This window comes from Mucilaginibacter pankratovii, from assembly GCF_014773265.1.
GTDB classification, from domain to species: domain Bacteria; phylum Bacteroidota; class Bacteroidia; order Sphingobacteriales; family Sphingobacteriaceae; genus Mucilaginibacter; species Mucilaginibacter pankratovii.
On sequence record NZ_JACWMY010000009.1, the window covers coordinates 112,551 to 136,043 of the forward strand.

Genomic DNA, 23,493 nt, shown 5'->3' on the forward strand with positions numbered 1-23,493 from the left:
CGTTGCTTTGCCTGCCACCTTGCCCCCTACATTTATAAATTGATTTAATAAATACCGAAACCTATAATATGAAGAAGAATATTTCGCTTTGGTTTGTACTGCTGCTATTGGCAGCCAACAATGCCCTGGGCCAGCAAATCACTTATCTGATGCCCCGGGTGATCGAGAAAAATGGCCACCATGCGCTTTTGGTTGATGGTAAGCCATTTTTAATGCTGGGCGGTCAGGCGCATAATTCCAGCGCGTGGCCTGGTATGCTGCCGCAGGTTTGGCATGCTGTGGAAACAATGCACGCTAATACGCTGGAGGTGCCCATTTATTGGGAACAGATAGAAGCAACACAGGGGAAGTTCGATTTCTCGGTGGTAGACACCTTGCTGGCACAGGCCCGTACGCACAAAACAAGGCTTGTACTGCTCTGGTTTGCCACCTGGAAAAACGGCAGCAACCACTACATGCCCGGCTGGATGAAAAACAATGCTGCAAAATATCCTAATATAACGGGCAAGAGCGGTAAACCAATTGATTCGCCCTCACCGAATGTAGAAGCTACGCTGGAAGCCGATACTAAAGCCTTTGCAGCAGTAATGCGATACCTGAAGAAAGCCGACCCGCAGCATACCGTAATAATGGTACAGGTAGAAAATGAGCCCGGTGCCTGGGATACCATTCGCGATTATTCGCCCCTTGCTCAGAAACTTTTTGATGGCCCCGTGCCCGCCGAACTGCTGAAGCCCGAAGTGCTTAAAGCTTTAAACCGCCCCGCAGATGCAGAAGGCACCTGGCAAAAGGTATTTGGCGAAAGGGCGGACGAATACTTCCACGCATGGTCGGTTGCGCGGTTCATCGGGAAAGTGGCTGCTGCAGGTAAAGCAGAATATGCATTACCCCTATACGTAAACGCCGCCCTGCGCGATCCACTAACCAACCCTATGGCCAACAGCTACGAAAGCGGCGGGCCTACCGATAACGTAATACCCATATACAAAGCGGCTGCGCCGTCCATTGATGTGCTGAGCCCCGATATTTACCTGGACGGAAGCGAACGGATATTGAAGGTAATTGAGCTTTACGACAGGCCCGATAATGCGCTTTTTGTACCTGAGGCAAGCCTGGCACCGCATATGGCCAGGTATATGTATGATGTGATAGCCCGTGGCGGTATCGGTTTCTCTCCCTTCGGGATAGACAGCAACCGGCCCGACGGAAAGAAGGCGGAAACGATAGAGCGCCTTGCCTCGTTTGCACAAGACTATAAAGTGTTTAGCCCGATGATGCGCGAGCTGGCGCAATGGGGCTTCGACGGAAAGATAAAAGCAGTTGTAGAGCGCGAGGACAATGCCCCGCAAACGATAGACCTGGGCGCATGGCAGGCAATGGTATCGTTCGGCAGCAGCTGGCGGGGCAATGACGTGACAAAGAATGAAAAGCCAACCGGCAGGGCTATGGTTATAAAGCTCGCCGAAAATGAATTTGTTGTGATCGGTGCTCTTTGCCATATTACCTTTAAACCGCTTGGCAATAACCAGGGTAGGGTGTGGCAGTACCTGAAAGTAGAAGAAGGGCAATACGAAAAAGGAAAGTTTAAATCCCTCCGGATACTTAACGGCGACGAAACCGACTGGGGCGGGCCAAGGCTTGGTGCTACGCCGGTGGTGTTAAAAATTTCGCTCGGGGTAAGATAACCCGAATAAAGCTAAGAGGCCCTGCGTATCGCAGGGCCTCTTAGCTTTGCAGGTTGTTTATTCAACGCCTTTCCACCACTGTTTAAAAGTTTGCGAGGTATCGCTGAGGCGCACAAGTTCGCCTATCATGGGTGTGGCCATGCTTTATGGTTTCGATTTGGATAGTTCGGTGATCCTGATTAGCGGCTCGTCCCCGGGGTGTTTGGCAAGTGATGCTGTACCCCCCCCCCCCGCTTAACCGGCCGAATTGTGGCTGCTTCATGAAAGAACAGGTGGTTTTCCGGGGTTACATCTTTCTTGTACCATAATTATTTATGGACCAGGCTTAATTGTTTTGCTTGTATCAACAAATCCTTATAAAATGAACGGAACAAAAAATATATTATAACGTAAACAGATATAATATAACCCTAATAGTTTAGATATGATTAAACCCAACACCTCCGTACTTGTTATAGATGACGAGGAATTTGTGCGGGACAATATACAGGACATTTTAATGCCGCCTACTGATCAATACGAGTTTGAGAGCATGAATGAGGCCGTTAACGTTCTTTTTGATGTGCCAAAACCACTATTGGCCGTTCGCACTCCGGGGATTCCTGAGTTTACTGTTGAAAAAGCGGCAAACGGGATGGAGGGCCTCAAAATGGTGCGTAAGGCTCTCGAACGGGGTAAACCTTATGCAGTTATTTTTCTGGATATGCGTATGCCCGGCTGGAGCGGGCTGGAAACCGCGAAAGAAATAAGGAAATATGATTTAAAGGCCGAGATCATTTTTATTACGGCTTACAGCGACCGGTCTATTAACGAGATTGTAGAAGAAGCCGGCCAAAATGTAGGATACCACTGCAAGCCATACGCGCCCGAAGAAATTATACAATTGGCAACCAAAGCAGTAAGCGATTATAATAAGCTGCGCAACCTGGAGCAACTGATAGAATCTATCTCTTCAATTGGGTTGAACCGCCTGCAGCTTACCTCTCTGTTGAAAAACATTCTCGATCAGGTTGCGGGGTCGCTCAATACAGATCTCGCCCTTATTGGTAAGCTCGACGATGATTTTACTTACGAAAAGATTATCTCGATAGGCGCGATGGAGGAAAAGATCAATCTTACAGAGCTCATTTCCAGGGTAAAAAGTGTGCCGGTAGAAGAAGATACCGTTGTTCAATTGGACGAACTTGTTTTGGCAAGGATAGACAATTACTCGGTTTTTGCGCTGTTGAAAAAAGGAGAGCGGCTAAAAACCGAAAAGATGTATATGCTCAAACTTTTTGTTCAGAATGCGGCGCAAGCTATCCGTAATGCAGAGCTTAACGAGAAGCTTATCCAAAAAGAAAAACTATCGGCCGTTGGTCAGGTGATCGGCATGGTAATGCATGATCTTCGTGCACCTATTAAAAACATTAAGCTGATGACTGATATGATGCGTGATGAGGGTGTTGAAAGCGATCTCATTGATATGATAGATGGTTCGGCAGAACAAGCTTCGCTCATCTTTGATGATTTTCTTGATTTTATCCATCAAACACCAATTAAAAAATTACCGGTCGACCTGAAAGCCATTATCAACGATGCCGTAAACTTAGCGGCAAGTAGGGATGGTATTGGGCAGGTTAGCATCAAAGTACAGATGGAGGATGCCTTGATGATCTATGGCGATGAAAGTAAACTACGGCGTACTTTAAGTAACCTGGTAAACAACGCGGTAGATGCTCTTACGGGCAGCCACACAGCCGGTGCCGAAATTGTTATAGCAGCACTTAAAACAGGTAGCGGTATTGAGCTATCCGTATCTGATAATGGGCCGGGCATACCTGAGGAGATTATTGGCACACTGTTCGACCCATTTGTAACCCGCAATAAAAGTAACGGTACCGGGTTGGGCCTGGCTATTGTTAAGCAATATGTTTGCGCACATGGCGGCGAAATTGCCATAAACAATAATGGCGGCGCCTGCTTTTTAATCACACTTCCTTTATAGCCTAATTTACCACAAATTATGATAACAACAGCAGGCATATCTGAAGAGGAAGATGCAGCAAAAACCATTGAGACCTATCGCGAGCTGATAGCCGCCTCTAATACAGGCGCCTGGGAGTATTTTATAGCCAGCCGCAGGCTCAATTGTAACGAAGTTTATTTTTCACTGTTGGGGCGGTCGTCTCATGAATTTGAATTACAGGGCGACAATTTGCAGCCGATCTGGATAGACCTGCTCCACCCGGATGACGTTGCCGCGGCAACCAACTGCTTTGAGCGGTATGTGCTCGACCCGCAGGATCAGGCGTATGAAAACTTTTTCAGAATGTTACATGCCAATGGGTCTTGGGTGTGGATCTGGTCGCGCGGCAGGTACATAAAGGATAAGGACGGACGAAATACCGACAGGATAATTGGCACCCATACCGATGCGACCGCTGTTAAAACTGCAGAAGAAGAAACGCAGCGCGAACGCTTAATGTTGCGAACGCTTATAGATAACCTTCCTGATACGATATATATTAAGGATGTGGGTGCCCGCAAAATCATCGCTAATAAAGCGGATGTAAAGGCCATAGGTGCTGCCTCAGAAGCGGCAGTGCTTGGCAAAACCGACCTGGAACTTTTTAATAACGAAATAGGTTTGCGCGGTTACCAGGATGACCTGCAGGTGTTGGCCAGTGGCGTGGCCATGATGAACAAAGAGGAACTTTTTTACGACCCCGATGGCACGCCGCACTGGTTACTTACATCTAAAGTGCCGGTGAGGGATGAGTCCGGCAAAGTTACCCGCATATTGGGCATTGGCCATCATATTACCGAGCGTAAAAAGAATGAAGAGGCGCTGCGGAACCTGAACACCGAACTGCAGGCACTTAATCAACAGCTTACGCTGCGAAAAGAGCAGGAGCTGGAGCAAGCCATAGCGCGCGGGAAATTTGAAATTGCATCAGAAGTGCTGCACGATATTGGCAACGCGCTGGTTGGGTTTTCGGCATACCTTAACCGTATAAAGCGAGTGCTGGATCGTTTTAATACCGAAACGGTTATTCAGTTGGCTTCATTTATTCAGGCACAGCAGTCTTTACTGGCAGTTGGGCTTGGCGAGGCAAAAAGCAATGCCCTTGCATCACTTACAGCCGGGCTCGCAAAAACGCAGGCAGATAATAAAACGGATCTCGCGGCATCTGTTACAGAGCTGATGAACATTCTGTCGCACATTCAGGATATCCTATCCATCCAGCGGCAATTTGTTAAGGGCCATGAGGGCAATAACGAACGTAAAGCCGTAAACCTGGCTAATGTAATTGAGGATTGCCGGGCTATGCTGAATGCATCGCTGGAAAAGAAGAAAATAACACTGAATGTAGAAATTGCTACCGGCGTTCAATCAATAAAAGGAGACCACACCAAACTGATGCAGGTGCTTTTAAATGTGATAAAGAATAGTATAGAAGCTATGGACGAGGAGACAGCTGACAAGCGGATCAGTATATCTCTTAAGGCAGTTGGCGAACGCCTGGAACTGAATATTGCCGATAATGGCAAAGGTTTCGATGCGGCAACCGGAAGCCGGTTCTTTCAGCGTGGTTTTACCACAAAGGAAAGCGGTACCGGCCTGGGGCTTTATAATTGCAGGACAGTTATAGATAGCCATGGTGGTTCATTTGTGATTGAGAGCGACGGACCAGGCCTGGGCACGATTACCCGCATTGTTTTGTATAGCGATGCCAGGGACAGTACTGTAACAGAGTAAGAAGTTGGTGAATTTAGGATAATGATGAAGCGCTTAGAAATAAACCAATAAATCCTCGTGGGGAGTTACCGGGTTCGAACCAGTGACCGCTCCCGATTATAAATCGGGATGCGCTGAGCTAAATTGTTCGATAAGTTTTCAATCATCTTTCTGCTTTTCCAGGCTTTGATCTGATGTTCGCGTTTGCCAGCGGTTCCTTTAGTTGGATGCTCTTCTGTCCAAACAATTGTCCAATCAGGAGTCCTACCGGTAAATCCTTTATGATTAGTATTATGTTTTTTCAAACGGTCAACAAGGTCGGAGGTAGAGCCGATATAATACTTGTCGAGATTTGTTGAGTAAAGTATGTAAGTGAAAAACATTTGTAAATGAAAAAGGCATCCAATTGGATGCCTTTTCGTGGGAGTTACTGGGTTCGAACCAGTGACCCTCTGCTTGTAAGGCAGATGCTCTGAACCAGCTGAGCTAAACTCCCTTCGTTTTGGGATTGCAAATATAGAGTTTAGTGTTAATTAGACAAAAAATATTTTAAAATATTTTTAACAGGCAGTAAGTAAGGCGATTACATTGCTATGTTGTGGCCCGGCCGTGGGTCTTCGGGTAAAATTTCCATCTCAGGGTAGTCAATATAGTCGGCATACCACTGTATTGCGCTCACCACATCCAGTGCATCCTCGGCGGCTATATTGATAGTTTCGAAAGCGTAGAGCTTCTCGTGGGCGTATCCGTAAAGTTGAATTTCGCTTTCGCTCGGGCTAAAACGATCGTAGTTTAAACAGTAAACCCTTATTTTTAAACTGGTGTCTCTTGAATGAATAACATCCCTGCATGGATCCTTAGGATCGGTAGCCAATAAATATACATTGTAATCCATCTGCTTAGTATTGGGAGTGGTTTATAAATATCTTAATGATAACTAATTACCGGGCATTGTGTTTTTGATAATATAAATTATAGCCATTGGGGGAAATTTCCCCATAAGTTGTGAATGTATTTCTACAACTTAAAACCACACCTGCCAAAAAAGCCCTTATTTCTTTATAATTAAGCGCTTTTTAATTTCGGCACAAGTATTGAATTAGAGTTAATACCCTTCTCAAAGGGTGTTTTTCATAGGTAGATGTAGGGCCGACAAAACTGCGAGAGTTTTTTCGGCCTTTTTTTGTTTTAAAAATCACACTCTTTTTTTAGCTACTCCCATTTTAGCTACTCTGTTTACAGCTAACAAGTTTAGCATAAATCTCAATCTGATTATCCGGCGAATGCGTTTATCACATTAATTAAACATCTACAGTAATCTTTAATAAGTATTATGAAAACAGAAACTAACTCAACTACAGGCGGAGCAAATATGGCCAGGCGGTCGTTTTTGCGTTATGCCGGAGCGGGTGCCGCTGCCGTTGCTGTGCTTGGCGCATCATCTTGCAGAACAGGCCATATCGAACCTCCTACCGATTACACAGACATCGGTTCGGGCGATATTGGCATATTAAACTATGCTTACGCGCTGGAGCAGCTGGAAGCGGCCTTTTACCTGCAGGTTGTTGCTACGCCCTATAGCGGCATCAGTACCGCAGAAACAGCTTACCTTACCGATATTAAGGACCATGAAGTTTTGCACCGCGACTTCTTTAAAACAGCATTGGGGGGCGCAGCAATAAAAGGGCTTACGCCAGATTTTTCTACCATCAACTTCAGCGATCGTGCAAGTGTATTAAATGCAGCCAAACTTTTTGAAGATACGGGCGTAAAGGCTTACGACGGCGCGGGTTACCTAATCCAAAACCCTGACTATTTAACCATAGCGGGTAAAATTGTTTCGGTAGAAGCAAGGCACGCCTCGTTAATAGCTAACCTGATAACTCCGGGTAGCTTTGTTAACCCCGATCAGGTAGACGAGAATGGTATCAACAGGTCTGCATCAATTGCCGAAATACTCGGCGCAGTTAATGGTTTCCTGAAAACCAAAGTAATAGCATCAAGTTTTAACTACGATAAAGTATAACCCGCCATGAATTTATTTGAAATAGTAAACGAAATAGAAAAAGTTGATCCGGAAATACACGAAAGGTTAAATCCCCGCCGTGCCGCCATCAAAAATATAACCAGCTTTGGCTCTAAAGTAGCCCTTGCTGCCATGCCTTTTGCTTTAGGCACCATGTTTAAAAAAGCTTATGGCGCTGCATCTACTGCCGATGTTATAGGTGTATTAAATTATGCTTTAACGTTAGAATATCTTGAGGCCGGCTTTTATAATGCAGGTAGTGCAAAACCGGGATTGTTCCCTGGTTCGGATGTGCTATACATCAACAAAATTACTGCCGACGAAAACCACCACGTTACCTTTTTGAAAAATGTGATTGGCTCGTTAGGCGGTACTGCCGTTGCTGCCCCTGCGGTAGATTATACCGGTGGTAATAACAAAGGCGGAGGGCCGTTCGCTACCGTGTTTACAAACTACGATACCTTTTTGGCGGTGGCCCAGGTGTTTGAAGATACCGGCGTACGTGCTTATAAAGGCGCTGCTCCTATCTTACTGGGTAACCAGGTGGTATTAACTGCTGCTTTGGGTATCCATGCTGTAGAAGCACGCCACGCAGCTGCCATACGTAAATTGCGTAACGACAGGGCGAACGGCGCAACCGCAAAACCAACGATATTGCCGTACATTGTTAGTACGGCCTCTTTAGGTAACGATACCGGTGTAGCTGTTGCTAACGGCAATTATGCAGGTGAAGAGAACGTTACCCAGGGAGGTGTGAATTTAAGCTCACTGGCTTCGGCCGCTGTGGTTACTGCTGCCTTTGATGAACCTTTAACTAAAGATCAGGTGCTGGCCCTGTTAGTTGGTTCGTTCATTGTGAACTAACTGCTTTTACCAAAACAACAAATGCAAAGCGGCCCCGGGGATTTCTCCGGGGCCACTTTGTTATATAATATTAATTTTTGCCGCGTAAGTAGGGCCTTGAGGGGCGTTGCGGTTGTTGTTGCGGCTGCTGGCGCTGTTGCTCCTGTTGTTGCCTTTGTTGCTCGCGGGCCTGCTGTTGTTGCTGGCGTTGCTGTTCGGCCTGTTGTTGGCGGGCCTGTTCCTGCTGCTGGCGCTGTTGTTCCTGCTGTTGCTTTTGTTGCTCGCGTGCCTGTTCCTGTTGTTGGCGCTGTTGTTCACGTGCCTGCTGCTGTTGCTGCTCCTGCTGTTGCTTTTGCTGCTGGCGAACCTGGTCTGCCTGTTGGCGTTGTTGCTCGGCTTGTTGCTGGCGGGTTTGCTCTTGCTGCTGACGTTGTTGTTCAGCTTGCTGCTGGCGTTGCTGTTGCACTTGCTGGCGCTGTTGTTCGCGAGCCTGTTCGGTCTGCTGGCGTTGTTGTTCGGTTTGCTGCTGGCGTTGCTGTTGCACTTGCTGGCGCTGCTGCTCGCGTGCCTGTTCAGCCTGCTGGCGCTGTTGCTCGGTTTGCTGCTGGCGTTGCTGTTGCACTTGCTGGCGCTGTTGCTCACGGGCCTGTTCGGCCTGCTGACGTTGTTGCTCGGTTTGCTGCTGTCTTAATTGCTCCTGCTGTTGCCTTTGTTGCTGGCCACGCTGTTGCTGTTCTTGTTTCCTTTGCAAATCGGTTTGTTGCTCGCCGGCCTGCTGTTGCTGCTGGCGTTGCTGCTGCATTTGTTGGCGCTGCTGTTCGCGACTTTGATCTGCCTGCTGGCGTTGTTGTTCGGTTTGCTGCTGACGCTGCTGTTCCGTTTGCAGCTGGCGTTGTACCTGCATTTGCTGGCGTTGCTGCTCGCGGGTTTGTCTTTGCTGCTCTGCTGCCTGCTGGCCGGGGTTATTCAGGTCGATAGGGCGGCGGGCAGGCCTGTCAGCACCAACCTGTTGGCCGGGCTGTACGGCGTTGCCTGCATCGGCGGGGCGCCTGTTAAAACGACCATTGCCGTCGCCACGCTGCCCGTTTGGTGTATTAGGTCGGTTATTATCAGTACGTACAAAGCGGCTGTTGTTTGAGCGCGCCTCGTTTGCCAGCCTGCCGGCGTTCTCGCGCTGTGTAACGGCGCCGTTGCGCCTATCGGTACCGCCTATTCGCTGGTTAGGATTCTGTTGCCTGTAAGCTGCGCCATCAATTACTTTTGATGGGCGCGCGTTTCTGTCCCTGCGGATGTCCGGCCGATAAAAATTAACCGAGTTACGATTGAAAGTGTTGCGCGAAGGCCGGTCTATATTATTGATATTATAAACTCTTACAACGCGCTTGGTATAGCGCTGTATCTCATCGCGGCGCGGGCCGCTTACATAAACCCGGTTGTTATACCTGTAAGTATTGCGGATGAAATTACTCCTTCCGTATATGGTATGTACCCGTGCATATGGCACGCAATAGTTATAAACGTTTGTGTAGTTGATATACGCGTACGGCGCAAACGACCAATAAAAATCGGGTGTAGAATAGGAGTTGTAATAATCATCGTTGTACGATGCATTATAAGCCACTTCAGGTGTCATCGGTGCCCAGCCGTAATAACCGTCACCGTCTCTCCAGTCTACCCAGGCGGGTGCCCATTCGCTGCCGGGTACCCATTCCCATCCATAGTAATCATCGTAGGTCCAGCGGCCATAGTGGAAGGTTGCCCATCCCCATTCATAATCAGATACCCAGGTATTACCATAGGAGGTATACACCCAGTGGCCATTAGTTACATACGGGCGGAAATCCTGGTCTACATCAGGCACCCATACATCGCCATACTTGGCATCATATACCCAGGTGCCATAAGGCGCCAGCTGATCGTAAAACTCCTGTGTGGAGATATATTGCCCGCCCTCATCTTGTGCGGAGCTTTTTGCGGGGGCAATTGCCATCAGCATGATGGCTAAAAGTGCTGTCCCCCATATTTTGGTTAATATTTTCATAATATTTCGAGTAAGATAGGCTTATATACAGGTATGACTGCGCTAAGTATAAAACGTTTAAACAATAAATAGTTTTAAGCCTTATATTGTATAACAAAACCCGGGCAGAGAAATTTTAGCACATTTGGCTGATTTCTGCCTTATCTTTTAATAATTTTACAGGCATTTTTAACACAGCATTTTATGAGCACAGTAAACATCCCTCGCCTCGACTTGAACACTTACATAAACGGCAGCGCCGAAGAAAAAAAGCAATTTTCTGAAAGCATTGGCAAGGCTTTTAACGAAACCGGCTTTGTTACCGTAACCAACCATGGTTTAAGTAAAGAGCTGATGGATAAATTATACGAGCAGGTGAAAGCTTTATTTGCCCTGCCCGAAGCAACCAAGCAACAATACGAGATCCCCGAACTGGCGGGCCAGCGTGGCTATACCGGCAAGAACAAGGAAACCGCTAAAGGCTTCAAGGTGCCCGATCTGAAAGAGTTTTGGCAGATTGGCCAGATAGACCCGGAAGCAACTGCCAGCAAAGAAGATTACCCGGATAATATGGAGGTTGCCGAGCTGCCCGAATTTAACACTACTACCGAAGAGGTTTACAAAAAACTGGAAGCGGCAGGCAAGCATCTGTTGCGCGCTATAGCCGTTTACCTGGAACTGCCCGAGAATTATTTTGATGATAAGGTAGCGCATGGCAACTCGATACTGCGTACCCTGCATTATTTCCCGATAGAGAACCCGGATGCATTGCCGGATGATGCGGTACGTGCCGGGGCACATGAGGATATTAACCTGATAACGCTGTTAATTGGCGCAAGCGCTGATGGTTTAGAGCTGTTAACCCGCGAAAATAAATGGTTCCCTGTTACGGCTTTTGGCGAGGACCTGGTAGTGAACGTGGGCGATATGCTGCAGCGTTTAACCAATAACAAGCTAAAATCAACCACGCACCGCGTAGTGAATCCGCCGCGCGAGCAGATGAATTCCCGTTTTTCGGTGCCGTTCTTTCTGCACCCAAAATCAAATATGGACCTCACCAGCCTACCGTCAACCATTGATGCGGAGCACCCTAAGGTTTATACCGATATCACCGCGGGTGAGTATTTGGATGAGCGATTGAGGGAGATAGGGTTGAAGAAATAGTAAGAATACATCATATTTATAAATTATGTCATTTCGACCGAGGCACGAGGGAGAAATCTTGTTGTCCATGCAAAGTTCGCCACCTTGCGTATCCGCTTTGCACATCTAACAAGATTTCTCATCGCTGCGCTTCCCTCGAAATGACAACCCAGTAAAAATAAAGGCCGTTTGCTAAATGCAAACGGCCTTTCCCTTGTTCTTCTCACTCCAACACCACCTTCTGGTGCTGATATGGGATCTCGATATTGGCAAATCCCTTTTCTTTTATCTTCTCGGCAAAATGCTGCTGCACCTCGTATTCACCGTGGACTAAAAACACCTGTTTTACCAATTTAGGGTCCTGGCAGCTAAGGAAATGGAGCAGATCTTCGTAATCGCCATGGGCGCTCATGCTTTTGATTGACTGCACTTCGGCTTTTACCTGGTATTGCTCGCCAAAAATATGTACCTCCTTTTCCCCGCGGGCAAGGCGACCGCCCAGCGAGTTCGGCTCGGCATAACCCACCATCAGTATGGTATTCTTTTGGTTACCTATGTTGTTTTTGATATGGTGCTTCACCCGCCCGGCCTCTGCCATGCCCGATGAGGATATGATAACACAAGGGCGTACATCATCATTCAGGGCGATAGATTCCTGGGTAGACTGGATAAATTTCAATCCCTTAAACCCAAACGGGTCGGCATCAATCTTCATCACCTCTTTCACATCCTTATTATAAACTTCGGGGTGGTCCTTCAATACCTGGGTAGCTTTCTCTGATAGCGGGCTATCTACATAATAAGCCACATCTGGTAATTCGCCCTTCAATTCCAATGCATTTAAGGCATAAAGGAGTTCCTGCGTACGCCCTACGCTAAATGCCGGGATAATTACCTTGCCCTTTTTTACTTCGCAGGTTTGTTTGATGATCTCCAGCAAGGCATCCTCAATAGGGCCTATGTCTTTATGCAAACTGTCACCATAGGTAGATTCCAGCAAAATATAATCTGCCTGCGGAAAGGTTTGCGGGTTGTTCAGCAGCAGATCGCCGTAGCGGCCAACGTCGCCGCTGAAGGTAATATAAGTCGTCTTGCCGTTTTCCTCGGCAGCTATGTGTACCGCCGCGCTGCCTAAAACATGCCCGGCATCGGTAAATTTAAATTTTACGGTTGGTGTAATGTGGTAGGGCTCGTGGTAATCCACTATTTTAAAAAGGCTCAGCGCTTTTATCACATCATCATCAGTATACAAAGCTTCTAAAAGCGGCAGGCCTTTGCGTGCGCGGTGCTTATTGCTGTACTCGTTATCCTGTGTTTGGATCTTGGCCGAATCCGCCAGCAAGATCTTACAAAGGTCCATGGTGGCGGCAGTGCAAAAAATCTGCCCTTCAAAACCTTCGGCCACCAGGCGGGGTATCAAGCCGCAATGATCTATATGCGCGTGGGAGAGGATCAGGTAGTCAACCTTTTGCGGGTTGAAACCAAAATGCTCGTTCATTTCTTCGGTTTGATCGCCCATGCCCTGGAACATGCCGCAATCTAACAATATGCCTGTACCATCTGCTAAGCGTAACAGGTGTTTGCTGCCGGTAACGTTACGGGCAGCGCCGTGAAAGGTTATATCCATCTATAAATTGGTTGTGGAATGAAGAACCAAACATGCGGATAAAAGTTTAATAAATAAAAAACTAAACTTTTAGTTGTAAATTTGATTTTTATACTTTAACTTCGTTTAACTAACAAGTTAGTTTTATTATTATGATGGAAATTAAAGAGTTAACCCGCGCCGAAGAACAGATAATGCAGGTGCTTTGGCAGTTAAAAAAAGGCTTTGTAAAAGATGTGCTGGATGTGTTGCCCGAGCCAAAACCGGCTTACAATACAGTATCAACCATTATCCGCATTCTGGAGACCAAGGGCTTTGTGGGCCACACCGCATATGGCAAAAGCCACGAGTATCACCCGATAGTAAGCAAGGAGCAATACAAAAATTTTGCTGCCGATAAACTGCTGACGGGCTACTTTGATAACTCGGTAAACCGGATGCTTTCCTTTTTTGTGAAGAAGGAGAAAATTGACCTGAAAGAGGCCGATGAGATCATGAAACTGATTGAGAAACTTAAAGATAAATAGTTATGGCTTGGTGGCATTATTTATTCCTGGTAAATATTTACCTCACCCTGTTTTTTGGCTTTTACGCGCTGCTTTTACGCCGCGAAACATTTTTCCAGCTCAACCGCATCTATTTGGTGGGGGCAGCGCTGCTGTCGTTCTTTATCCCGCTGATCCAATCGGAATGGGTGAAAAACCTGTTTATTACGCAAAAGGTGCAGTATGCATTTTATGGTAGTGGCACCGATATTAATATCACCGCGCTTGCCCCCATACAAGATACACCCTACACACTGGGCGAAATAATGGTGATGATATACCTTGCCGGCGTAATTGTGCTTGCCTTGCGCCTGATGTGGCAGTTTATACAACTGCGCAGGGTGATACAACAAGCGGTGCCATCGGCCACGCCATACTCTTTCTTCAATAAAATAAACGTTGCCGACGATACCGAAAGCAAGGATGTTGTGATGGCGCACGAAGAAGTGCACGCGCAGCAATGGCATTCGGCAGATGTGCTGATCATCGAGGCGGTAATGATCATCAACTGGTTTAACCCGGTGGTGTACCTGTACCGTTTCGCCATCAAACATATCCACGAATACATCGCCGACAGGCAAGCGATAAAAGCAGGTAACGATAAAGCCGAATATGCTTTATTGCTGCTGAGCCAAACCTTTAACGCCCCCGCGCACCAATTAGTTAACCCATTTTATAACCACAGTTTACTAAAACAACGTATTATGATGTTACAGAAGAATAAATCGCAGCGGGTTAAGCTGTTAAAATACGGCCTGTCGGCACCTTTATTTGTACTGATGCTGGTACTGTCATCGGCCACCATCAGCAATAGCAAGGCCATAGAAGCTTTACACGATAACGCTGAAGAATTGTTATTGCAACCCGCTACGGGAAATACTCCCGAAGAAACAACACAGGCAGAAGCACCAGCAGCAAAGAACCTTTTGTTTAAGGAGACGGTAGTTGTTATTGACACGCCAAGACAGGGAAAGGTTTTTATGAAGGTGGGGCAAATGCCGCAATTCCCGGGTGATGAAGATGCTTTTGACCGCTACCTTGCTAAGACGATCAGGTACCCTAAAGCGGCCCGCGACAATAACGTGCAAGGCCGCGTTATACTCACCTTTGTAATAGAGAAAGACGGTTCGGTTAGTGATATAAAGGTTCTACGCGGCATTGGCAGCGGTTGCGACGAAGAAGCCGTACGTGCTATAAAGGCATCGCCAAAGTGGATAGCCGGCAGACAGAACGGAAAAAAGGTACGTACTCAATTTTCGGTACCGGTAAATTTCGCGCTGGAGAGCAAAGCCGCTTCAGTTAAAGTTGGGCAAACCGACCTGAGCACCGGTTTAACCGAAGCTATATTTACCGAGGTAGAGCAGCAGCCGGGCTTCCCGGGCGGTAACCAGGCTTGTGCCACTTACCTCCGTACAAACATTAAATACCCTGCAGAGGCCCGTAAAAACAAAATACAGGGCAGGGTGATAACCAGCTTTGTTGTAATGAAGGATGGCAGCATCGGCGATGTGAAAGTGTTAAATGGAATTGGTTACGGTGCCGATGAGGAAGCGGTTAGGGTGATCAAAAACATGCCTAAATGGTACCCGGGTATGCAAAACGGCCGGCCGGTAAATGTAAAGTATACTTTGCCCATAGCGTTTACTTTGGATGGTAAGCAATTAAACCTGCAGGGAAAAATAGACCCCGCCATTTATCCTAAAACATACACCGCAGTAGCCGGTGATGCAACTACTTTAAAAACAGGCGATGGCACCACATTTATCGAGCTGAAGGGATCTGCAAAGCCATTGTACCTTGTAGATGGCAAAGAAGTTGAGGATTTGAGTGCCATTAACCCTAACGATATACAGAGCATTAATGTTACAAAGGATGCATCTGCTATTTATAAGGACGGGGACAGAAGGAAGAATGGGGTTATAACAGTTACAATGAAGAAGAAGGTAAAATAAGATCAGTTAGTTAATTATAAACCCTACGCCGGCAGATAAATAATTTGCCGGCTTTTTTGTGCTATAATTTATTGGGATCTTATAGTTAAATTTATGGCATAAACCCCTAATAGCATGAACCTTAAACTCTTATTCCAATTATCCGTCTTCGGGCTCATTATGGCATTTGGCACCATATCCTTAATTCCCGAAAATATCGAACCCGTTTTTTGGGTGGTGATATTTATCTTTTGCGCGGTGGTTATAGCCAAGGCGTGCCCCGGCAGATATTTTTGGCATGGCTTTGTTTTAAGTTTAATAAACAGTGTTTGGATAACCATTGTGCATACCATTTTTTACGACAATTATCTGCCGCATCACCCTAATATGGCCTCATTTGAATTGGGCAGGCACCCACGGGTAATGATGATATTAATGGCGCCCGTTTTCGGTATCGCGTTCGGGTTGATACAGGGGTTGTTTGCCTTTATCGCTTCAAAACTGGTGACGAAAAATTAAATTTCTTCCGCTTCAGCAGCGGCTTCGGCTTCCTGCCGCTCGCGCAGGTTGCGCATTATTTTGGTGAAGCCCCTGTGGTTTTGCTCCTCATCGTACAAGGGGAAAACCAGGCCGCTGCCCCAAAAACGGGAGCCATCCTTGCGCAGGTGGTACCGTTCGTCTATCGCGCGGCCTTCCGTTTTAGCAGTAGTAAGTTCTTTTTCAGCTGCCCCGGCGGCAACATCCTCCGGGGTGAAAAATATTTTAGCGCTAACGCCAATCACTTCTACCTCCTTGTAACCCAATACATTTTCGGCACCCGAGTTCCAGCTGTTAATATCGCCGTTTTTATCGGTAGTGATCACCGCGTAATCTTCCAGGCTCTCCAGCACCTGATGGAAAAATTCTTCACTCATTCTAAAATAGCTGTCGTCGAAAATATCTTCACCAGTGATGGTGTCGTTGATAGTTTCATATTCAACCATTATACTGGTATCATTAATACCGGTGGCCATTACCATGGGTTCGCGCGTTATTTTGTAAAAGGTTTCGTACCCGTTGGGCAGATTATAAAGTACGGGTTTTTTACGTACGGGCTTTAAGGTTAGCGCTGTTTCCATGGAGGGCTCCGAAGCTGTGCTGGCCAGTAAATAGGTATAACCCTTTTCTATCAGGTCGCCAAGTAATTGTGGGGTGAAGGGTATTTTCATGGTACGGGTATATTATGCAAAAGGCCCCGGAAAACCGGGGCCAAATATTTTTACAAAGAAATTTATATGGCAGTTGGCCTGCGGATAATGCCTAATAAAAACGCGATAACGGCAATAACTAACAGCACGTGTATAAGGCTGCCCACTGCTGTGAAAAATACGCCAATTGCCCAGCCTATAATGAGGATAACGGCAATTATATACAATAATGAATTCATGGTTGATGGTTTAAAATGTTTTATAGATAGTGTGTTAAGTATATACTAATAAATAGCGTGCCAAAAACTTGCGCCGGGGTAATAATGCCAATTAAACCCTATCGTCATTGCGAGGAGCGAAGCAATCTCCAAATATGCAGAGCCCTATGCATATCCGCTTTGCCTGCGTAGAGATTGCTTCGTACCTCGCAATGACGCGGTAGGATATAAAAAAGCCCCTTTCCAACTTCCGGAAAGGGGCCTTAAAAATAAATTAGAAGTTTTTTACAATTTCAGCCATTTTTTGCGCACGGCCAGTTGCTGTACAGTTGGGTTTGGTAATTCTTCGGCTTTAAATTGTACTTTATTGTTGCGTAATAAAGTTACCGGCAGGCTGTAGGGTTTGCCATCGCGTATTACAGCAACGGTTATTTTATCGCCAACCTTGCGGCCGTTCATCAGGGTGGTCATATCGGTAACCGGGGTGCCATCTACCGATACAATTTCGTCGCCCACGTTTATGCCATCTTTCCAGCCGGCGCCATCGCGCAGCACCATGCTTACAATTTTTTTGCCGCCGGGCTGGTTGCTTGCAGATACGCCAAGGGTTGGGTTATTGCTATCGGCCAGCTGATCGGTAATTTTGTAACCGGCGTAGCTGAGGTATTTGTTATAATCGATAGGGGCCAGGCCGTTGATGTACCTGGCGTAGAAATCGTCCAGATTTTTGCCCGAGAATTTTTCGAACGCCAGTTTAAACTCGGCATCGGCATAGCCGCGTTTCTTGCCTTTGTAATAGGTGTTGTACATGTATTTCATCACATCATCCAGTGATTGTTTGCCGCCGGTTGTGTTCATGATCTCCAGATCAAGCAGCATACCTATCACCGCGCCTTTATCATAATAAGAGATGCCGGTGTTGTAAGAGTTCTCGTTGGGGCGGTATGCTTTTATCCAGGCATCAAAGCTGGCTTCGGCAAGGGGCTGTACTTTAGTGCCCGGCTGGTTCTCAACCGTGTTGATATCGCCTACGGCATCGGCCAGGTAGCTATCTACCGAATACAGGTCGGCGTGGCGGCGTATCAAATTCTGGTAGTAGGCGGTAAAGCCTTCGGCTATCCAAAGGTTGGTAGTGTAATTTTCGGTCTCGTAATCAAACGGGCCCAATACAATAGGGCGCAGGCGTTTTACATTCCACAGGTGGAAATGCTCATGCGCTACCAGGCCTAAAAAGTTAATATAGCCGCTTTCGCTGCCATACTGATCGCGACCGGCACCCAACACGGTTGAGCTTAAGTGCTCAAGCCCGCCGCCACCGCGTGCGCGGTTGTGTACAATAAAGGTATAGTGCTTATTGGGGTTCTCGCCAAAAACAGCGGTTTCTGCTTCAACTACCTTAGCCATGTCTTTCTTCAGGCGTTCTTTATCGTAATTGCCGCCGCCATACATAGCTACTTCGTATTTTACGCCTGCTGCGTCAAAGCCAAAAACATCCTGTGTACCTACCTCAATAGGCGAATCGTACAGGATATCAAAGTTTGGCGAAGTAAGGCTGAACTGGTCGCCGCCAACTTTTTCCAGGCTGGTAGATACGGTGGTCCAATCTTTATAAGGGATTATTTTAATGGTTGATGGTTGGTTCAGCATCCCTTTGGGGTATAAAAATACACCCGTGGTTGATAAAAAGCCATGCGTAATATCCACAAAGCTGGTACGAACAGATACTTCGAAGGAATAAACTTTATATTTAACCACCACGGTTGATATGCCGGTGGTGTTGATATGCCAGGTGTTTTTGCTTGTTTTTGGCGCAGGAACTGCTTTGCCATTAGCGGTAGCGGTAAAGCCCTCGATGTTTTTGGCAAATTCCCTTACCAGGTACGAGCCGGGTGTCCAAACGGGCATTTTAAGGTCGAGGGTGGGTTGCTTTAAGCCGCTTACCGTCATTTCTATATCGGCATAATGTGCTTGTGCTTCGGGGAAGGTAACTTTATATGCTATTTTAGGGTAAACTACAGCGGCGCCGGCCGTGGAAATCTTCATAATTAATAGTAATAAATAAGCCAGGGCTAATGGTTTAAAATTTTTCATGGCTGCAAGTTATAAATTTTTATGTTTTTTAATTGCAAAGCAAAAAATGCAAATGTTGTAAAATGGTTGATACAAGCAATCAAAATATGCCCTAAGCGGTTAGTTTTGCGGATATTACCAATTGCAGGTTATAACCGATATACATTTATATTTGCGTGAATGAACAGCTACGACGCTTTAATCAATACTATTAAAACCCAATTACTTTGCCAATACGCCAAACATGAAAACTAAATACATTATCTACACCCTGCTGGCTTTATTGGTTGCCTTCCTTATTTATAACAAGTTTTTTAGCAAGCATGCTAAAGAACGCGATGCCATTACAGGCGGGGCAGGAGGCGGTGGTGCCAAAGGGGGTAAGGATGCTAAAGGTGGAAAGGGTGGGAGAGCAAACCCGCCGGTATCGGTAGTGCTGATGGTTGTAAAAGATACTGCCGTGAGCAACCAGATCGATATCACAGGCACTATAGATGCCAACGAAAAAGTAAGCCTGATAAGCCAAACAGCCGGCAATATTACCGGTATATATTTTACCGAAGGCACTAAAGTGAGCAAAGGGCAATTGCTGGTAAAAGTTTACAACCAGGACCAGCAGGCAGCCCTCCAACAGATAAATGCGCAGATGGTACTGGCACGTGACATCAACAACCGTAACAAAATACTGTTAGAGAAAGAGGCGGTGAGCAAGGAGGAATACGAAACCTCGCTATCGTCGCTAAACGCCATGAAAGCACAGGCAGACGTGATCAGGGCACAAATAAGCCGTACCGAGATCCGTGCGCCATTTTCGGGCACTATTGGTTTGCGCAATGTGAGCCCGGGTGGTTATCTTTCGCCCTCCACGCCCATCGCCACCATCGTCAATATAGATCCGGCAAAGGTTACCTTCTCGGTACCTGAGCGTTACCTGCCTATCATTGGCAAAGGCAGCAAGGTAAAGTTTACTATCGAGAGCTCACAAAAAGAATTTGCCGCAACGGTTTATGCTATCGAGCCATCGCTGGATGCTACATCGCGTACCATTACCGTACGGGCTAAAGCGCCAAACCCGGGTAACCAGCTTACGGCTGGTTCGTTCGCTAAAATAAATTTAACGCTCGATCAGATTCCCAAAACCATTATGGTACCTACCGAATGCGTGATCCCCGATTTGAAAAGCAGCAAGGTGTATTTATACAAAAACGGCATAGCCGTAGCGCAAAATGTAAAAACCGACCTGCGTACCGATACCAAAATACAAATTGTTGATGGGTTGAAACAGGGCGATAGTTTGGTAGTGTCGGGGTTGATCCAGATCCGCCCGAAATCGCCATTGAAAGTTCTAAAAGTTATACAATAGCCATATGAGTTTATCGTCCATAAGTATAAAAAGGCCGGTACTGGCAACGGTAATGTCGGTTGTTATTGTCGTATTTGGCGTAATTGGCTATACCTTTTTAGGGGTGAGGGATTTCCCCTCGGTAGATCCGCCTATCATTTCCGTATCCACCAGCTACTCGGGCGCCAACGCCGATGTAGTAGAATCGCAGATAACCGAGCCATTGGAGAAAGCCATTAACGGTGTACCAGGGATTCGTAATATCTCGTCAACAAGTTCGGTAGGGAGCAGCAATATTACCGTAGAGTTTAACCTTGATGCCGACCTGGAGACCGCCGCAAACGATGTGCGCGATAAAGTGAGCCAGGCACAGCGCCAGCTGCCACAGGATATTAACGCTCCGCCGGTAGTTACCAAAGCCGATGCCAGTGCCGATAACATCATCACCCTTACCGTAAGCAGCGATAAGCGCAACATTATGCAGGTGAATGATTTTGCCGAAAATGTGTTGCAGGAAGGTTTGCAAACTATCCCCGGTGTAAGTACCATCAACATACAGGGGCAGCGCCAGTACGCCATGCGTTTATGGATAGACCCTAACAAGCTTTCGGCATTGGGCCTGACGGCGACAGATATCGGCACCGCGCTAAACCGCGAGAACGTGGAGCTGCCCGCAGGTAAAATTGAAGGTAACAATACCGAGATCACCATTCGTGCCCTGGGTAAACTTACCAACGAAAAAGATTTTAATAACCTCATCATCCGTGCCGATAGTAACCGGGTGATCAGGCTGAGCGATATTGGTTACGCGGTGCTGGGTTCTGCCAATGAGGAAACCTCGCTGAAAGAATCTTTTGTGCCGATGGTGAGCCTCAACGTAGTGCCCCAGCCGGGTGCCAATTATGTGCAGATAGCCAAAGATTTTTATATCAGGCTGGCGCAGATCCAAAAAGACCTGCCGCCCGATATTAAGGTGAAGGTGGCTTTGGATAATACCAAATTCATCAACAACTCCATAGTGGAGGTAAAGGAAACGCTGCTGATCTCTTTTGTACTGGTGGTGATCATCATCTACCTGTTCTTCCGCGATTGGCTCATCGCCTTCCGCCCGCTGATTGATATCCCGGTGTCCTTAATTGGGGCGTTCTTTATCATGTATGTATTTGGGTATTCCATCAATATATTAACCCTGCTGGGCATTGTGCTCGCCACGGGTTTGGTGGTGGATGATGGTATTGTGGTAACCGAGAACATCTACAAAAAAGTAGAAGGCGGTATGGCCATCAGGCAGGCAGCATTCCAGGGCTCAGCAGAGATCTTCTTCGCGGTAGTATCTACTTCGGTTACGCTGGCGGCGGTGTTTTTACCCATCATGTTTTTACAGGGTTTTACAGGCAGGCTGTTCCGCGAATTTGCGGTAGTGGTGGCAGGCTCGGTACTGATATCGGCATTTGTGTCGCTTTCCTTAACGCCGATGCTGAACGTAAAGCTGATCCGCAAGAGTCAGAAAAAATCAAAGTTCTACGAGAGAACCGAGCCTTTCTTCGAAAGCATGACCAATGGTTACACCGAAACGCTGGTGAACTTCATGAAGAAGAAATGGGTATCGTTTGTGATATTGGGGGGCTCGCTCTTACTTACAGGTGTGTTATTCAAAATAACCCCATCGGAGCTCGCCCCGCTTGACGACCGCAGCTTGCTGCGTTATTCGGTAACAGGTTCGGAAGGTGCAACATACGAGTACATGACCCGCTACATGGATAAGGTAGCCCAGATCGTTGCTGATTCGGTGCCCGAAGCAAATGTGAACCTCGAGATCGTATCACCATCATTCGGTGGCGGCGGTTCGGCAAACTCGGGCTTTGGCCGCGTTGGTTTAGTACCGCCGGATCAGCGGAAGCGAACCCAACAGCAGATAGCCGATTTCCTGAATAAAAAATTACGCGCCATGCCCGATGCAAGGGCTATAGTGGTGCAGGAACAAACCATAAGCGGTGGTGGTAGCGGTGCGCGTACCTCGCTGCCGGTGCAGTTTGTTATTCAAAACCAGGATTTTGAAAAGATCCGCAAGGTGCTGCCCGATTTTTTTGCAGAGGTATCAAAAAGCCCCGTTTTCCAGGGGACAGACATCAACCTTAAATTTACCAAACCCGAACTGCGCGTAACAACCGACCGCGACCGTGCACGCGACCTGGGTGTTTCGGTAGAAGATATTGCCCAAACTTTGCAGCTGTATTACAGCGGTGGCCGTTTAGATTATTTCCTCATCAACGGTAAGCAATACCAGGTAATTGCCCAGGTAGACCGCGCCAACCGCGACCAGCCGCTGGATCTGAAATCGGTTTACGTGCGCAGCTCAAAAGGTAATTTGGTACAGCTGGATAACGTAGTAAAGATACAGGAAAGCGCCACGCCCCCCTCTATCTTCCACTTTAACCGTTATAAATCGGCAACCGTGCAGGCTGGTCTCGCCCCGGGCAAAACCGTGGGAGACGGCATCGCCGAAATGAACCGGATCTCTAAAGAAATGCTGGACGAAACCTTCAGCACCGCGCTAAGCGGCCCATCAAGGGACTTTGCTGAAGGCTCATCAAATATCGCCTTCGCATTTTTATTTGCACTTTTGCTTATTTACCTGGTGCTGGCTGCTCAGTTTGAGAGTTTTGTTGACCCTATTATTGTGATGCTTACGGTACCTTTGGCTATAGCCGGCGCGTTCCTTTCACTTTGGCTGTTCGATCAAACCTGGAACATTTTCGCACAGATAGGCGTAATTACCCTGGTAGGGCTGGTAACCAAAAACGGTATCTTAATTGTAGAGTTTGCCAACCAGCGCATGGAGCAGGGCCTAAATAAATACGAGGCCGTAGTGGAGGCCGCTACTTCCCGTTTACGCCCCATATTAATGACCAGTTTGGCCGTGGTGCTTGGCTCGGTACCAATTGCTTTAGCTTTGGGCGCGGGTGCAAAAAGCCGGGTATCGTTAGGTATCGTAATTATTGGGGGGATGCTTTTCTCGCTGGTGCTTACACTTTATGTGATCCCAACCATGTATATGGTATTCGCCTCTAAAACCCGTAAAGACCCTGACGAAGAAACCGAAGAAGAGGCAAGCGCTATTCATCCATCGCATATCATCATTCAAAAACATTAAGC

General features: G+C 47.0%; 18 protein-coding genes and 1 tRNA gene. 11 read left to right on the forward strand and 8 right to left on the reverse strand.

Annotated elements, in window-relative coordinates; translation table 11 throughout:
- The first annotated feature begins 68 nt into the window (after positions 1–68).
- From IDJ77_RS17545 to IDJ77_RS17555, 3 genes are all read left to right on the forward strand, one after another.
- Positions 69–1,685 (forward strand): GH35 family beta-galactosidase, encoded by a 1,617-nt coding sequence (locus IDJ77_RS17545; protein ID WP_191190284.1) that lies wholly within the window; start codon positions 69–71, stop codon positions 1,683–1,685.
- A 424-nt stretch (positions 1,686–2,109) separates the two neighbouring features.
- Positions 2,110–3,672 (forward strand): hybrid sensor histidine kinase/response regulator, encoded by a 1,563-nt coding sequence (locus IDJ77_RS17550; RefSeq protein WP_191190285.1) that lies wholly within the window; start codon positions 2,110–2,112, stop codon positions 3,670–3,672.
- Positions 3,673–3,690: 18 nt separating this feature from the next.
- A complete protein-coding gene (locus IDJ77_RS17555; protein ID WP_191190286.1) occupies positions 3,691–5,427 on the forward strand; it encodes a PAS domain-containing protein in 1,737 nt (578 codons plus the stop codon).
- Positions 5,428–5,492: 65 nt separating this feature from the next.
- On the opposite strand, the gene IDJ77_RS17560 is transcribed toward IDJ77_RS17555, so the two are convergent.
- The 3 genes from IDJ77_RS17560 to IDJ77_RS17570 all read right to left on the reverse strand — a co-directional run bounded on the left by IDJ77_RS17560 (position 5,493) and on the right by IDJ77_RS17570 (position 6,301).
- Complete coding sequence (locus IDJ77_RS17560) at positions 5,493–5,789, reverse strand: GIY-YIG nuclease family protein (RefSeq protein ID WP_191190287.1); 297 nt, start codon at positions 5,787–5,789, stop codon at positions 5,493–5,495.
- 38 nt (positions 5,790–5,827) lie between these two features.
- A tRNA-Val gene (locus IDJ77_RS17565) sits at positions 5,828–5,902 on the reverse strand.
- A gap of 87 nt (positions 5,903–5,989) precedes the next feature.
- On the reverse strand, positions 5,990–6,301 hold the full coding sequence (locus IDJ77_RS17570) for a hypothetical protein (RefSeq protein ID WP_191190288.1): 312 nt from the start codon (positions 6,299–6,301) through the stop codon (positions 5,990–5,992).
- 438 nt (positions 6,302–6,739) lie between these two features.
- Between IDJ77_RS17570 and IDJ77_RS17575 the strand changes: the two genes are divergently transcribed.
- Positions 6,740–7,432, forward strand: coding sequence for a ferritin-like domain-containing protein (locus tag IDJ77_RS17575; RefSeq protein ID WP_191190289.1), 693 nt, complete (start codon positions 6,740–6,742; stop codon positions 7,430–7,432).
- A gap of 6 nt (positions 7,433–7,438) precedes the next feature.
- The gene (locus IDJ77_RS17580; protein ID WP_191190290.1) at positions 7,439–8,296 is read left to right on the forward strand and encodes a ferritin-like domain-containing protein; all 858 of its coding nucleotides are present in this window, start codon (positions 7,439–7,441) and stop codon (positions 8,294–8,296) included.
- 70 nt (positions 8,297–8,366) lie between these two features.
- On the opposite strand, the gene IDJ77_RS17585 is transcribed toward IDJ77_RS17580, so the two are convergent.
- Positions 8,367–10,316, reverse strand: coding sequence for a DUF6600 domain-containing protein (locus IDJ77_RS17585; protein ID WP_191190291.1), 1,950 nt, complete (start codon positions 10,314–10,316; stop codon positions 8,367–8,369).
- 183 nt (positions 10,317–10,499) lie between these two features.
- Between IDJ77_RS17585 and IDJ77_RS17590 the strand changes: the two genes are divergently transcribed.
- Entirely contained in the window at positions 10,500–11,459 is a 960-nt protein-coding gene (locus IDJ77_RS17590; RefSeq protein WP_191190292.1) for an isopenicillin N synthase family dioxygenase, read from the forward strand.
- 202 nt (positions 11,460–11,661) lie between these two features.
- Here the strand turns inward: IDJ77_RS17590 and IDJ77_RS17595 are convergent, their stop codons facing one another.
- Positions 11,662–13,065, reverse strand: a complete 1,404-nt coding sequence (locus IDJ77_RS17595) for an MBL fold metallo-hydrolase RNA specificity domain-containing protein (RefSeq protein ID WP_191190293.1) — start codon at positions 13,063–13,065, stop codon at positions 11,662–11,664.
- Positions 13,066–13,199: 134 nt separating this feature from the next.
- On the opposite strand from IDJ77_RS17595, the gene IDJ77_RS17600 reads away from it, so the two are divergent.
- The 3 genes from IDJ77_RS17600 (at position 13,200) to IDJ77_RS17610 (ending at position 16,039) form a co-directional block, all read left to right on the forward strand.
- Positions 13,200–13,571, forward strand: coding sequence for a BlaI/MecI/CopY family transcriptional regulator (locus tag IDJ77_RS17600; protein WP_191190459.1), 372 nt, complete (start codon positions 13,200–13,202; stop codon positions 13,569–13,571).
- Positions 13,572–13,573: 2 nt separating this feature from the next.
- A complete protein-coding gene (locus IDJ77_RS17605; RefSeq protein ID WP_191190294.1) occupies positions 13,574–15,541 on the forward strand; it encodes a M56 family metallopeptidase in 1,968 nt (655 codons plus the stop codon).
- Between the two features lie 114 nt (positions 15,542–15,655).
- Complete coding sequence (locus tag IDJ77_RS17610; RefSeq protein ID WP_191190295.1) at positions 15,656–16,039, forward strand: hypothetical protein; 384 nt, start codon at positions 15,656–15,658, stop codon at positions 16,037–16,039.
- Here the strand turns inward: IDJ77_RS17610 and IDJ77_RS17615 are convergent.
- The 3 genes from IDJ77_RS17615 to IDJ77_RS17625 form a co-directional block, all read right to left on the reverse strand.
- On the reverse strand, positions 16,036–16,728 hold the full coding sequence (locus tag IDJ77_RS17615) for a PAS domain-containing protein (RefSeq protein ID WP_191190296.1): 693 nt from the start codon (positions 16,726–16,728) through the stop codon (positions 16,036–16,038). The two genes, IDJ77_RS17610 and IDJ77_RS17615, sit on opposite strands and share 4 nt — an antisense overlap.
- A 62-nt stretch (positions 16,729–16,790) precedes the next feature.
- Positions 16,791–16,946 (reverse strand): lmo0937 family membrane protein, encoded by a 156-nt coding sequence (locus IDJ77_RS17620; protein WP_191190297.1) that lies wholly within the window; start codon positions 16,944–16,946, stop codon positions 16,791–16,793.
- A 264-nt stretch (positions 16,947–17,210) separates the two neighbouring features.
- Positions 17,211–18,968, reverse strand: a complete 1,758-nt coding sequence (locus IDJ77_RS17625; protein WP_224751151.1) for a M61 family metallopeptidase — start codon at positions 18,966–18,968, stop codon at positions 17,211–17,213.
- Positions 18,969–19,239: 271 nt separating this feature from the next.
- On the opposite strand from IDJ77_RS17625, the gene IDJ77_RS17630 reads away from it, so the two are divergent.
- Both IDJ77_RS17630 and IDJ77_RS17635 read left to right on the forward strand, forming a co-directional pair.
- A complete protein-coding gene (locus IDJ77_RS17630; RefSeq protein WP_191190299.1) occupies positions 19,240–20,358 on the forward strand; it encodes an efflux RND transporter periplasmic adaptor subunit in 1,119 nt (372 codons plus the stop codon).
- A 4-nt stretch (positions 20,359–20,362) separates the two neighbouring features.
- Entirely contained in the window at positions 20,363–23,491 is a 3,129-nt protein-coding gene (locus tag IDJ77_RS17635; protein ID WP_191190300.1) for an efflux RND transporter permease subunit, read from the forward strand.
- The last annotated feature ends 2 nt before the right edge of the window (positions 23,492–23,493 follow it).

Excerpts from the sequence above, each read along its gene's own strand:
- IDJ77_RS17545 (WP_191190284.1), top strand. The coding sequence starts at position 69 with ATGAAGAAGAATATTTCGCTTTGGTTTGTACTGCTGCTATTGGCAGCC.
- IDJ77_RS17550 (WP_191190285.1), top strand. The coding sequence starts at position 2,110 with ATGATTAAACCCAACACCTCCGTACTTGTTATAGATGACGAGGAATTT.
- IDJ77_RS17555 (WP_191190286.1), top strand. The coding sequence starts at position 3,691 with ATGATAACAACAGCAGGCATATCTGAAGAGGAAGATGCAGCAAAAACC.
- IDJ77_RS17560 (WP_191190287.1), bottom strand. The coding sequence starts at position 5,789 with ATGTTTTTCACTTACATACTTTACTCAACAAATCTCGACAAGTATTAT.
- IDJ77_RS17570 (WP_191190288.1), bottom strand. The coding sequence starts at position 6,301 with ATGGATTACAATGTATATTTATTGGCTACCGATCCTAAGGATCCATGC.
- IDJ77_RS17575 (WP_191190289.1), top strand. The coding sequence starts at position 6,740 with ATGAAAACAGAAACTAACTCAACTACAGGCGGAGCAAATATGGCCAGG.
- IDJ77_RS17580 (WP_191190290.1), top strand. The coding sequence starts at position 7,439 with ATGAATTTATTTGAAATAGTAAACGAAATAGAAAAAGTTGATCCGGAA.
- IDJ77_RS17585 (WP_191190291.1), bottom strand. The coding sequence starts at position 10,316 with ATGAAAATATTAACCAAAATATGGGGGACAGCACTTTTAGCCATCATG.
- IDJ77_RS17590 (WP_191190292.1), top strand. The coding sequence starts at position 10,500 with ATGAGCACAGTAAACATCCCTCGCCTCGACTTGAACACTTACATAAAC.
- IDJ77_RS17595 (WP_191190293.1), bottom strand. The coding sequence starts at position 13,065 with ATGGATATAACCTTTCACGGCGCTGCCCGTAACGTTACCGGCAGCAAA.
- IDJ77_RS17600 (WP_191190459.1), top strand. The coding sequence starts at position 13,200 with ATGGAAATTAAAGAGTTAACCCGCGCCGAAGAACAGATAATGCAGGTG.
- IDJ77_RS17605 (WP_191190294.1), top strand. The coding sequence starts at position 13,574 with ATGGCTTGGTGGCATTATTTATTCCTGGTAAATATTTACCTCACCCTG.
- IDJ77_RS17610 (WP_191190295.1), top strand. The coding sequence starts at position 15,656 with ATGAACCTTAAACTCTTATTCCAATTATCCGTCTTCGGGCTCATTATG.
- IDJ77_RS17615 (WP_191190296.1), bottom strand. The coding sequence starts at position 16,728 with ATGAAAATACCCTTCACCCCACAATTACTTGGCGACCTGATAGAAAAG.
- IDJ77_RS17620 (WP_191190297.1), bottom strand. The coding sequence starts at position 16,946 with ATGAATTCATTATTGTATATAATTGCCGTTATCCTCATTATAGGCTGG.
- IDJ77_RS17625 (WP_224751151.1), bottom strand. The coding sequence starts at position 18,968 with ATGAAGATTTCCACGGCCGGCGCCGCTGTAGTTTACCCTAAAATAGCA.
- IDJ77_RS17630 (WP_191190299.1), top strand. The coding sequence starts at position 19,240 with ATGAAAACTAAATACATTATCTACACCCTGCTGGCTTTATTGGTTGCC.
- IDJ77_RS17635 (WP_191190300.1), top strand. The coding sequence starts at position 20,363 with ATGAGTTTATCGTCCATAAGTATAAAAAGGCCGGTACTGGCAACGGTA.